Here is an 11,741-nt window from a genome sequence, read left to right as displayed (position 1 = left end):
CCCCCAACGGGAGGGGACGGGCCGGAGCGGGTGGGGTGCCGGACGTAAAGCGAAGCAGTCCGGCACCCCACCCGCGCAGGCCCGTCACCGCACCCCAACAGCCCCGCGCAGCGGACCCGCCCCGCGCAGCGGACCCGCCCGCCGCCAGGCGAAACGGCGGGAAAGCCAAAAACGGGGCCAAGCAAAGCGCAGCGGACCGGCGGGAAAGCCGAAAACGTGGGAGGGCCCCTACCCGGCCCCGCCCAGTTCGGCGTCGATGAGCTTGGCCCATTGCTCGACCACCCGGTCGCGACGGGCCGTGTCATCGGTCAGCAGGTTGGCGAGTCCCAGGCCCCGGGCCATGTCGAGCAGCCCCTGGACGGTTTCCCGTACGCCGGGCACCGCTTCGTCGGCGTCCAGCAGCGCCACCGCCGTACGGTGCGCCTCCCGGCCGACCCTGGCCTCCAGGGCGGTGACCCGCTCGCGTAGCTGCTCCTCGTCGGAGGCGGCCACCCACAGGTGCAGCGCGGCGCGGAACAGCGGCCCCGTGTAGAGGCCGACGAGCTCCTCGACGATGATCCAGGTGCGGGCGACGGAGCCGGCCGGCGGCAGGTTGTGGGCGACCGCCTTGACCGCGCCCTGGCGCTTTTCGGCGACATGTTCGACGGCCGCGGTGAAGAGGTCCTCGCGGGTGCGGAAGTGGTGCTGGGCGGCGCCCCGCGAGACGCCTGCGCGCTCGGCGACCACGGAGACCGTGCTGCCGCTCCAGCCCCGCTCGGCCAGACAGGAGACGGCGGCCTCCAGCAGTTTGAGGCGGGTGGCGCGGCTGCGTTCCTGCTGGGGCTGTTTGGGGCCGCGGGCCGGGGTCAGCGCGCCCATGCCGGGGCCCGCCGTTCCAGGAAGGCGGTCATGCCCTCGCGGGCCTCGGCGGAGCCGAAGAGCCGCGCGGACTGTTCGGCGAGCGCCTCGGTGTCGCGGTCGAAGGCGGCCAGCACCTCGGCGGTGACCAGCTTCTTCGACTCGGCCAGGCCCTGCGGTGAGCCCTTGCGCAGCCCGTCCAGTACGGGGGCGAGGCCGGTGTCGACATCGTCGGCCGCGAGGGTGACCAGGCCGATCCTGGCCGCCTCCGCCGCGCCGAACTTCTCGCCGGTCAGGTAGTAGCGGCCCGCGGCGCGCGGGTCCAGCCTCGGCAGCAGCGGCAGGGAGATGACGGCGGGGGCGAGGCCGAGGCGGGCCTCGGTGAACGCGAAGGTGGTGTCCGGGCCGGCCACGGAGATGTCGCAGGCGCCGAGCAGGCCGAGGCCCCCGGCCCGGACGTGCCCGGTGACCCGGGCGACGACCGGTTTGGGCAGCGCCACGAGGGCGCGCAGCAGCCGGGCCAGGCCCAACGGCCCGTCCGTTGCCGCGCCCGAGGTGGCCTCGGAGAGGTCCGCACCGGCGCAGAACGTGCCGCCGGTGTGGGTGAGCACGACGGCGCGGGTGGCGTCGTCGGCCGCGGCGTCCGCGAGTGCCTGGTGCAGTTCGGCCACCAGGCGGGCGGAGAGGGCGTTGCGGTTGTGCGGGGAGTCCAGGGTGAGGGTGGTGATGCCGTGCTCGTGGGAGCGCGGGACCAGGGTGGTGGCGGGTGCGTCGGTCATCGGGGCGTCGAGCTCCTTTCCCTGGCGCGCAGTTCGCGCCGCAGGATCTTTCCGGTGGTGGCGCGCGGCACGCTCTCCAGGAATTCCACGCGGCGCACTTTCTTGTAGGGGGCGACCTGGTCGGCAACGTACGCGATGACCTCGTCCTCGCTCAGGTGGGCCCCCCGCTGCCGGACCACGAACGCCTTGGGCACCTCGTTGCCGTCCGCGTCCACGACGCCGATGACCGCCGCGTCGGCGATGGCATCGTGCCCGAGCAGCAGCGCTTCGAGATCGGCGGGGGCGACCTGATAGCCCTTGTATTTGATCAACTCCTTGACGCGGTCGACGACATACAGCCAGCCGTCGTCGTCCGCCCGCCCGACGTCGCCGGTGTGCAGCCAGCCGTCGGGGTCGATCATCGCGTCGGTTTCGGCGGGCCGTCCCAGATAGCCCTTCATGACCTGCGGGCCGCGGATGAGGATCTCGCCGCTCTCCCCCGGCGGCACGTCCTCGCCGGTCTCCAGGGACACCAGGCGCATCTCGGTGTTGGGGATCAGCTTGCCGACGGCGCCGGGCGGCGGGTTCGGCGCGTCGAGGGGCACGACGTGGGTGCCGGGCGAGAGTTCGGTCATCCCGTAGGCCTGCAGGACCGGTGGCAGGCCGAGCCGCCGGGAGCAGGCCGCCGCCAGCTCGGCGTCCAGGGGCGCGGCGGCGGAGACGAGGTAGCGCAGGGAGGAGAGGTCGTAGTCGGCGACCAGGGGGTGTTTGGCGAGGGCGAGCACGATCGGGGGCGCGACGTAGACGGCCGTGATGCGGTGTTTCTCGATCGCGGCGAGGAACTGCCGCAGATCGAAGCGGGGCAGCACCACGACGGTGGCGCCGTTGCGCAGCGGGGCGTTCATCAGGGCGGTCAGCCCGTAGATGTGGAAGAAGGGCAGCACCGCCAGCACCCGGTCGTCCGGGCCGTTGGAGACCAGCGGGGTGAGCTGGGCGAGGTTGGTGGCGATGCTGCGGTGGGTGAGCATCACGCCCTTGGGGGTGCCGGTGGTGCCGGAGGAGTAGGGCAGGACGGCCAGGTCGTCGGCCGGGTCGAGGGTGACGGACGGTTCCGGGTCGGTGCAGGTGAGGAGGTCCTGGACCGAGCGGTGGCCCTCGGCCCGGTCGCAGACGAGGATCTCGGCGATGCCGCCGGCCTGCTGTGCGGCGGCGCGCGCGGTGTCCAGCAGGGCCGATACGGTCACGATCCAGCGGGCCCCGGAGTCTGCGAGCTGCTTGGCGAACTCGCCCTCGGTGGCGAGTGGATGGACGGTGGTGACCGCCGCTCCGCAGCGCGAGGCCGCGTAGAAGACGACGGGGAAGAGCACGCTGTTCGGGCTGTGCAGGGCCAGTACCTCGCCCTTGCGGACCCCGGCCGCGGTGAGGGCGGCCGCGAGCCGGCGGGTGACGTGGTCCAGCCGGTCGTAGCCGAGAGTGGTGCCGTCGAGGCCGTCGATCAGGGCGGGCCGGTCGCCGTACTCCGCCGCCCGCCCGAGGACGGCCTCGTGGATCGGCAGTTCTACGGGCGCGACGTCGGCGTACTCGCTGTGGAAGACGTGGAACACCATGCCGGGGCCTTTCCCTTCGACGGTGGGTACGGCGGGGCGGGGCGGCTACGGGTCCGCCCGGTCGGCCGGTCTGCGGCTGCCAGTCGGCCGGTCTGCGGCTGCCAGTCGGCCGGTCTGCGGCTGTCAGTCGGCCGGTCTGCGGCTGCCAGTCGGCCGGCACGGGCAGCATGGCGTGCTCAGTACGACTTGGGCAGCCCCAGTGACTGGTGCGAGATGAAGTTGAGGATCATTTCGCGGCTGACCGGGGCGATCCGTGCCACCCGGGCGGCGGTGACCAGGGAGGCGAGGCCGTACTCCTGGGTGAGGCCGTTGCCGCCGAGGGTGTGGACGGCCTGGTCGACGGCGTGGACCGCGGCCTCGGCCGCCGCGTACTTGGCCATGTTGGCGGCCTCGCCCGCGCCCATGTCGTCGCCCGCGTCGTAGAGGTGCGCCGCCTTCTGCATCATCAACCGGGCGAGTTCCAGCTCGATATGGGCCTGGGCGAGGGGGTGGGCGATGGCCTGGTGGGCGCCGATGGGCTCCTTCCACACCTGGCGGGTGCGGGCGTAGTCGAGGGCCCGGTCGAGGGCGTAGCGGCCCATTCCCAGGGCGAAGGCGGCGGTCATGATCCGCTCCGGGTTGAGGCCCGCGAAGAGCTGGAGGAGTCCGGCGTCCTCGTCGCCGACCAGCGCCTCGGCGGGCAGCCGGACCTCGTCCAGGGTCAGTTCGAACTGCTTCTCCGGGGCGGCCAGTTCCATGGCGATCGGGCTGCGGCCGAAGCCGGGGGTGTCGCGCGGGACGATGAACAGGCAGGGCTTGAGGCGGCCGGTGCGGGCGTCCTCGGTGCGGCCGACGATCAGGGTCGCATCGGCGATGTCGACGCCCGAGATGAAGACCTTGCGGCCGTTGAGGACCCAGTCCGTACCGTCCTTGCGGGCGGTGGTCGTGATGCGGTGCGAGTTGGACCCGGCGTCCGGCTCGGTGATGCCGAAGGCCATCTTGCGGGAGCCGTCGGCGAGGCCGGGCAGCCAGCTCCGCTTCTGCTCCTCGGTGCCGAACCGGGCGATGACCGTGCCGCAGATGGCGGGCGAGACGACCATCATCAGCAGCGGGCAGCCGGCCGCCCCCAGTTCCTCCAGGACGAGGGAGAGTTCGACGATGCCGCCGCCTCCCCCGCCGTACTCCTCGGGGAGGTTGACGCCGAGGTAGCCCAGCTTGGCGGCCTCCGCCCACAGTTCGTCGGTGTGCGTACCCTCGGCCACCACACGGGTGACGTAGTCGCGGCCGTAGCGCTTGCCGAGTGCGGCGACGGCGTCGCGCAGGGCGCGCTGTTCCTCGGTCTCGATCACAGGGTTGCTCATGGCACTGCTCATGACGGCTCCTTGTGTGCGGTGGGTGAGGCGAGTGAGGTGCGGGTGAGGTGTGGGTGGTGCGGGTGGTGCGGGTGGTGCGGGTGGTGCGCGTACGGAGGGAGGCGGGGGGGGACGGCGGGACGGGAGGCGGCCCGGGTCGCCTCGTCAGCCGGCGTTCGCCCCGGCCTCCTCGGTCGCGGCCTTCTCGGCCGCCGCGGCGGTCTCGGCCACGACGGCCAGCAGCGCCCCCACCTCGACCTGCTGTCCGGTGCGGACGGGCAGTGCGGTGAGGGTGCCGGCGGCCGGTGCGGTGATCTTGTGTTCCATCTTCATCGCCTCCAGCCACAGCAAGGACTGGCCCGCCTCGACCCGGTCGCCCTCGGCAAGGCCCTCCGCGATCCGTACGACCGTGCCGGGCATCGGCGCCAGCAGTGAGCCGGGCTCCGTACGGGCCGTGGGGTCGGGGAAGCGGGGCAGCACGGTGAAGGCGTAGGAGGCGGGTGCGGTGGTGCCCGCGCCGGGAGCGGGGGGCGCGTCGACGTGGACCCGGTCGCCGTAGCGGGCGACCGCGAACGGCCGTCGCAGGCCGTCGACTTCGAGCACCACCTCGTCCGGCCCCAGGGCGAGCAGCCGGACGCCCGGGAAGCCCTCGGCCGACAGCCCGTCCCGGCCGAGGCGGTAGCGGATTTCGTACGCGGTGCCGGTGCCGGTGCCACTGCCGGTGCCGGTGCCAGGGCCGGTGCCCGCGCAGGCGTAGGTCTTGGCCTGCGGTCCGGAGGGGACGTTGCGGAAGCCCCCGAAGCGGGAGCGGCCGTGGGCGTCGGCGAGGGCCGCGGCGAGCGCGAAGATGCCCGCCCCGCCGTCGGCGGCCTGGGTCAGCGCGGGCAGGTTGCGGTCGTAGAAGCCGGTGTCCAGCGCTGCGGGGTCGGTGAACTCCGGGTGGCGCAGGGAGCGTACGAGCAGGTCGCGGTTGGTGACCGGGCCGTGGATACGGGCCCGCTCCAGGGCGCCCGCGAGTTTCCTTACGGCCGCGTCCCGGCTGGGCGCCCAGGCGATGACCTTGGCGAGCATCGGGTCGTAGTGGACGCCGATGGTGTCGCCGCCGGTCACCCCGGAGTCCAGGCGGACGCCGTCGGGCAGCTCCAGGCGGTGCAGGGTGCCGGTCTGCGGCTGCCACCCGGCCGCCGGGTCCTCCGCGTACAGCCGCGCCTCCACGGCGTGCCCGTGCGGCCGCGGCGGCTCGGCGTCCAGGGGGCGGCCCTCGGCGATGCTCAGCTGGAGGGCGACCAGATCGAGGCCGTGGACCGCCTCGGTGACCGGGTGTTCGACCTGGAGGCGGGTGTTCATCTCCAGGAAGTGGGCCCGCCCGTCCGTGGAGACCAGGAATTCCACGGTGCCCGCGCCCCGGTAGCCGATGGCGCGGGCGGCCTGCTCCGCGGCCCGGTGGAGGGTGGTGCGCAGCTCGTCGGACAGTCCGGGGGCCGGGGCCTCCTCGATGACCTTCTGGTGGCGGCGCTGGAGGGAACAGTCGCGGGTACCGAGCGTCCAGACCGTCCCGTGCGCATCGGCGAGGATCTGCACCTCGACATGGCGCCCGCCCACCACATACGGCTCGACGAACACCTCCCCGTCCCCGAACGCGGACGCCGCCTCGGCTGCCGCCGCCTTCAACTCCCCTTCGAGCGCGGCCAGTTCGGTGACCACGCGCATACCGCGGCCGCCGCCGCCCGCCGCCGCCTTCACCAGCAGCGGCAGATCGGCCCCGGTGGCCTGTCCGGGGTCGACGGGGGCCAGCAGCGGTACCCCGGCGTCGGCCATCAGTTCCTTGGCCCGGGTCTTGGAGGCCATGGCCTCGATGGCCGCGGGTGGCGGTCCGATCCAGGCCAGGCCCGCTTCGGCCACCGCCGCGGCGAAGGCGGCGTTCTCGGAGAGGAAGCCATAGCCGGGGTGGACCGCGTCGGCGCCCGCGGACTGCGCGGCCCGCACCAGCAGATCGCCGCGCAGATAGGTGTCGGCCGGGGCGTCGCCCGGGAGCCGTACGGCGGTATCCGCCTCGCGGACGTGCGGGGCGCGCGCGTCCGCGTCCGAGTGCACGGCGACGGTGGAGATGCCCAGCTCGCGGCACGTGCGGAAGACCCGCCGGGCTATTTCGCCGCGGTTGGCGACAAGGAGGGAACGGATCACTTCTGCCTCACATCCGGAAGACGCCGAAGCCGCCCCGCGCGCCCTCGACCGGCGCGTTGTGGAGGGCGGACAGACACAGGCCGAGGACGGTCCGGGTGTCGCGCGGGTCGATGACACCGTCGTCGTAGAGCCGCCCCGACAGGAACATCGGCAGCGACTCCGACTCGATCTGCTGCTCGACCATGGCGCGCAGGCCGGCGTCCGCCTCGTCGTCGTAGGGCTGCCCCTTGGCCGCGGCCGAGGCGCGGGCGACGATCGAGAGCACGCCGGCCAGTTGCTGCGGTCCCATGACGGCCGACTTGGCGCTCGGCCAGGCGAACAGGAACCGGGGGTCGAAGGCGCGGCCGCACATGCCGTAGTGCCCGGCGCCGTACGAGGCGCCCATGAGGACGGACAGGTGCGGGACCTTCGAGTTCGACACCGCGTTGATCATCATCGCGCCGTGTTTGATGATGCCGCCCTGCTCGTACTCCTTGCCGACCATGTAGCCGGTGGTGTTGTGGAGGAAGAGGAGGGGGATGTCGCGCTGGTTGGCCAACTGGATGAACTGGGCGGCCTTCTGGGACTCCGCGCTGAAGAGCACGCCCTGGGCGTTGGCGAGGATGCCGACCGGGTAGCCGTGCAGCTCGGCCCAGCCGGTCGCCAGGCTCGGCCCGTAGAGCGGTTTGAACTCGTCGAAGTCCGAGCCGTCCACGATCCGGGCGATGACCTCGCGCGGGTCGAACGGTGCCTTGAGGTCGCCGGGGACGATGCCGAGCAGCTCCTCCTCGTCGTACGCGGGTGGCGCCGCGGGTCCCGGATCGGGCTGCGGCTTGCGCCAGTTGAGGCGGGCGACCACCCGCCGGGCCTGGCGCAGCGCGTCCGGCTCGTCCACCGCGAAGTAGTCCGCGAGCCCGGAGGTGCGGGCGTGCATCTCGGCGCCGCCCAGCGACTCGTCGTCGCTCTCCTCGCCGGTCGCCATCTTCACCAGCGGCGGCCCGCCCAGGAACACCTTCGCGCGCTCCTTGACCATGATCACGTGGTCGGACATCCCCGGGACGTACGCGCCGCCCGCGGTCGAGTTGCCGAAGACCACGGCCACGGTCGGAATGCCGGCCGCGGACAGCCGGGTGAGGTCGCGGAACAGCGCCCCGCCCGGGATGAAGATCTCCTTCTGGCTGGGCAGATCGGCGCCGCCGGATTCGACCAGCGAGATCACCGGCAGGCGGTTGGCGAAGGCGATCTCGTTGGCCCGCAGCGCCTTCTTCAGCGACCAGGGGTTGCTGGCGCCGCCGCGCACCGTCGGGTCGTTGGCGGTGATCAGGCACTCCACGCCCTCGACGGTGCCGATACCGGTGACCACCGAGGCACCGACCTGGTAGTCGCTGCCCCAGGCCGCGAGCGGCGACAGCTCCAGGAACGGCGTATCGGGGTCGACGAGCAGCTCGATCCGCTCCCGGGCGAGCAGCTTGCCGCGCTTGCGGTGCCGGGCAACGTACTTCTCCCCGCCGCCCGCGGTCGCCTTGGCATGTTCGGCCTCGACCTCCGCGAGCTTCGCGAGCATCGCCTCCCGGCGCTCCGCGTACTCGGCGCCCGCCGTATCGAGCCCGGTTGCGAGCACGGTCAAAACAACACCTCCGGTATGTCCATGTGCCGCGCACGCAGCCACTCCCCCACGGCCTTGGCCTGCGGATCGAACCGGGCCTGGGCCGCGACGCCCTCGCCGAGCAGCCCGTCGACGACGAAGTTGAGCGCGCGCAGATTCGGCAGTACGTGCCGGTCGACCGGCAGGTCGGCGGTCTCGGGGAGCAGGTGCCGGAACCGCTCGACGGTCAGCTCGTGCGCCAGCCAGCGCCAGGCCTGGTCGGTCCGGGCCCACACCCCGACATTCGCCGAGCCGCCCTTGTCGCCGCTGCGGGCACCGGCGACCCGGCCGAGCGGCCCGCGCCGGGTGGCCCCGGCGGGCAGCGGCTCGGGGAGCTCCGCATCGGGCGGTCTTCTCACCTCCCGTGTATCGGAGGCGGGTCGGATGCCGATCCGGGTGCCGTCCGCCAGTACGGCCGCATGCGGCACCTCGGCCGCGTCCACCGCCACCGCCTCGAAGACCCCGTACGGGGTGCCCTTACCGGGCGGCGCGGTGACGTGGAAGCCGGGGTAACTGGCCAGCGCCAGTTCGACGGCGGCGCCGCTGACCACCCGTCCCACCGCGTCCTGGTCGGCGTCCCGCACCACCAGCCGCAGCAGCGCGCTCGCCTCCTCCTGGACCTCCGCGTCGTCGTGGTCGGTGCGGGCCAGCGTCCAGCGCACCTCGGCCGGCCGGTTGCCCGCCGCGTCGAAGGCCGCCTCCATCTGCCGGCGGACCAGCACGGCCTTGGCCGTCACGTCCAGCCCGGTCAGGACGAAGGTGACCTCGTTGCGCCAGCCGCCGAGGCGGGTCAGCCCGGTCTTGAGGGTCGGCGGCGGCGCCTCGCCGCGCACCCCGCTGATCCGCACCCGGTCCGGCCCGTCCTCCGCCAGCCGTACGGTGTCCAGCCGCGCCGTCACATCGGGACCGGCATAGCGGGCGCCGGACGTCTCGTACAGCAGTTGGGCGGTGACCGTACCGGTGGTGACCGCGCCGCCGGTCCCCGGGTGCTTGGTGATCACCGAGCTGCCGTCGGCGGCGATCTCGGCGAGCGGGAAGCCGGGCCGCAGCAGGTCGTGGTCACCGAAGAAGGAGTAGTTGCCGCCCGTGGCCTGGGCGCCGCATTCGAGGACGTGCCCGGCGACCACCGCCCCGGCCAACTGGTCCAGCTCCTCGGGCCGCCAGCCGAAGTGCGCCTGGGCCGCGCCGCTGACCAGCGCGGCATCGGTGACCCGCCCGGTCACCACCACATCCGCACCGGCCCGCAGACACGCCGCGATCCCCCCGCCGCCCAGGTAGGCGTTGGCGGTCAGTACCCCTTCGCCCCACCCCCCGCGCGCCAGCAGATCATCGCCCTCCACATGCGCCACGCTCACGGACACCCCGACCTTGTCCGCCAACTCCCGTACGGCATCGGCGAGTCCGGCCGGATTCAGCCCACCCGCGTTGGCGACGATCCGCACCCCGCGCTCGACGGCCAGCCCGAGCCCGTCCTCCAGCTGCCGCAGGAAGGTCCTGGCGTAGCCGCGCGTGGGGTCCTTCAGACGGTCCCGGCCGAGGATCAGCATGGTCAGCTCGGCGAGGTAGTCGCCGGTCAGGACGTCCAGGGGGCCGCCGGTCAGCATCTCGCGCAGCGCATCGAAGCGGTCGCCGTAGAAACCGGAGGCGTTGCCGATGCGGAGGGTGGCGGGGTCGGCGCCCAGGGGGCAGGGGGGCGGGGTCGGGGTGGTTGTGGTGGGGGGCGTGCCGTGTGCGGGGCTGCCGTCGGTCATGAGGTGACGCCCTCCCCTGACGGCTCCCGGCCCTTGCCCGGCGGGCCCGCGAAGGCCTGGGCGATCTCCAGCCACCGCTGCGCGTCCGCCCCTTCGGCCCGCAGGGACGGCAGGTCGGCACGGTGTGCCCGCTGGGTCACCAGCAGACAGAACTCCAGCGCGTCCCCGGTCACCCGCTGCCCGGCTTCCGCAGGCCCGTACTCCCACACCGTGCCGTCCGGCCCCCGCAGCTCGACCCTGAACTCCTCGTCGGGCGGGGCGAGTTGATGCGTCGCATAGGCGAAGTTACGGGTCCGCACCCCGATCCGGGCGATATGCCGCAGCCGGGCGGTGGGCCGGCGGGTGACACCCAGCGCATCGGCCACGTCCTGGCCGTGCGCCCAGGTCTCCATCAGGCGGGCGGTGGCCATCGAGGCGACGCTCATCGGCGGGCCGTACCAGGGCAGCTTCTCGCCCGCCGGACGGGCGGCGAGCACCCGCAGCAGCTCTTCGCGGTCGTCGCGCCAGCCGGCAAGCAACTCGGCGGGCGGCACCTTCGCCCCCGCCTCGGCAGCCTCGTCGACAAAGGTCAGTGGCGAGGCCAACGCCTCCTGCGCGGCCCGCGCGAACCCCTCCGGGTCGGTGGCCGAGAGCAGGGCCTGCCGGTCGGTCCAGGCGAGATGGGCGATCTGATGGGCGACGGTCCACCCCTCGGCGGGCGTCGGCGCCGCCCAGCGCTCCGCCGGCAGCCCGGCGACCAGCGCGTCCAACTCCTCGCTCTCCGCCCTGAGATCGGCCAGTACGGCGCCGGGATCGGACACGCGACACTCCCCTCATCGACGCGACTGCCGTAACGGCAGAGCGTGTTGGCATACGACGACGGCCGCGGCACAGGGCGGCGGCCCGTCGGTGTGGTGCGGGTGCGGTGTGGTGCGGGTGCGGTGCGCATCGAGCGTGGCAGCGCCGGCAGAAACAATCAAGCACGCCTGCATGATTTTCTGTTCCATACATGCCTTTGAGACATGGCGGGACCAAGGACTTCCTGCAGAATGATCTTCATCCGGTCTGGCAACCACGTCTTGATCCGCGTCAACTGCACGTTCGTCAACGGCACATCGGTCCAACGTCAGACGATCCAAAAGAAACTGCCTAGACGGACTGGACGAGCCGAACGAGCCGAACGAGCTGGACGAGCTGGACGAGCTGGACGAGCCGAACGAGCTGAACAAGCTGGACAAGCTGGACAAGCTGGACAAGCCCCGGAAGCCTCGACCGGCCGACCCGATACACGCAGACGGGCAACAACTGCCGGCCGACGTCAGGCCGAGAGCACTGAACAACTCGCTACACGGCCTCCTTTGGCGTGGCGCTATCCACAGGGCACGGGAGTAGGGCTTCCTGCACGGTTCAAGCCGGCACGCCATCTGTCCTGCGGGCGGCGGCTTTCGGGCATCTGCGGCCCGCCCGACGGTTCGGTGGGCAATTCAGCGATCAGGCTGACAATCACTGGAGGAAACACGGGCACGCCGCCGCTTCGCCTGCGTGCCGATTATCCGTGCCGCTCAAGAGCCAACTGCGCCCTGGGGCCGCGGGCGCCGGGGACGCATGTGCAGTCGCCGGGGACGCATGTGCGGGCGTCCCCGGCCGCTGTCAGCCCGGCGCCTCGGTCG

8 protein-coding genes are annotated in these 11,741 nt (G+C 72.9%); all 8 read right to left on the bottom strand.

Annotated elements, in window-relative coordinates; translation table 11 throughout:
• Positions 1 to 228 precede the first annotated feature (228 nt).
• On the bottom strand, positions 229 to 858 hold the full coding sequence (locus ACF088_RS21570; protein WP_392377374.1) for a TetR/AcrR family transcriptional regulator: 630 nt from the start codon (positions 856 to 858) through the stop codon (positions 229 to 231).
• Positions 846 to 1,616 carry an enoyl-CoA hydratase family protein gene (locus ACF088_RS21565; protein WP_392377373.1) on the bottom strand — a complete coding sequence of 257 codons (771 nt, stop codon included), beginning with the start codon at positions 1,614 to 1,616 and terminating at the stop codon, positions 846 to 848. Before ACF088_RS21565 ends, ACF088_RS21570 begins: the two co-directional genes overlap by 13 nt.
• The gene (locus ACF088_RS21560) at positions 1,613 to 3,202 is read right to left on the bottom strand and encodes a 4-coumarate--CoA ligase family protein (RefSeq protein ID WP_392377372.1); all 1,590 of its coding nucleotides are present in this window, start codon (positions 3,200 to 3,202) and stop codon (positions 1,613 to 1,615) included. The genes ACF088_RS21565 and ACF088_RS21560 overlap by 4 nt, the downstream gene beginning before the upstream one ends.
• A gap of 176 nt (positions 3,203 to 3,378) precedes the next feature.
• Complete coding sequence (locus ACF088_RS21555; RefSeq protein WP_392377393.1) at positions 3,379 to 4,542, bottom strand: acyl-CoA dehydrogenase family protein; 1,164 nt, start codon at positions 4,540 to 4,542, stop codon at positions 3,379 to 3,381.
• 156 nt (positions 4,543 to 4,698) lie between these two features.
• Positions 4,699 to 6,717: a biotin carboxylase N-terminal domain-containing protein gene (locus tag ACF088_RS21550; RefSeq protein ID WP_392377371.1), complete on the bottom strand. Its 2,019-nt coding sequence runs from the start codon at positions 6,715 to 6,717 to the stop codon at positions 4,699 to 4,701.
• Positions 6,718 to 6,724: 7 nt separating this feature from the next.
• On the bottom strand, positions 6,725 to 8,323 hold the full coding sequence (locus ACF088_RS21545) for an acyl-CoA carboxylase subunit beta (protein ID WP_392377370.1): 1,599 nt from the start codon (positions 8,321 to 8,323) through the stop codon (positions 6,725 to 6,727).
• Positions 8,320 to 10,092, bottom strand: coding sequence for an acyclic terpene utilization AtuA family protein (locus ACF088_RS21540; RefSeq protein ID WP_392377369.1), 1,773 nt, complete (start codon positions 10,090 to 10,092; stop codon positions 8,320 to 8,322). The genes ACF088_RS21545 and ACF088_RS21540 overlap by 4 nt, the downstream gene beginning before the upstream one ends.
• The gene (locus tag ACF088_RS21535; RefSeq protein ID WP_392377368.1) at positions 10,089 to 10,892 is read right to left on the bottom strand and encodes a TIGR03084 family metal-binding protein; all 804 of its coding nucleotides are present in this window, start codon (positions 10,890 to 10,892) and stop codon (positions 10,089 to 10,091) included. The genes ACF088_RS21540 and ACF088_RS21535 overlap by 4 nt, the downstream gene beginning before the upstream one ends.
• Positions 10,893 to 11,741: the final 849 nt, after the last annotated feature.

It is taken from the genome of Streptomyces sp. NPDC015125 (assembly GCF_043080045.1).
Lineage (GTDB): Bacteria > Actinomycetota > Actinomycetes > Streptomycetales > Streptomycetaceae > Streptomyces.
The sequence above is the reverse complement of the archived record's forward strand: the minus strand, read 5'-3'. Positions and strand labels throughout refer to the sequence as shown.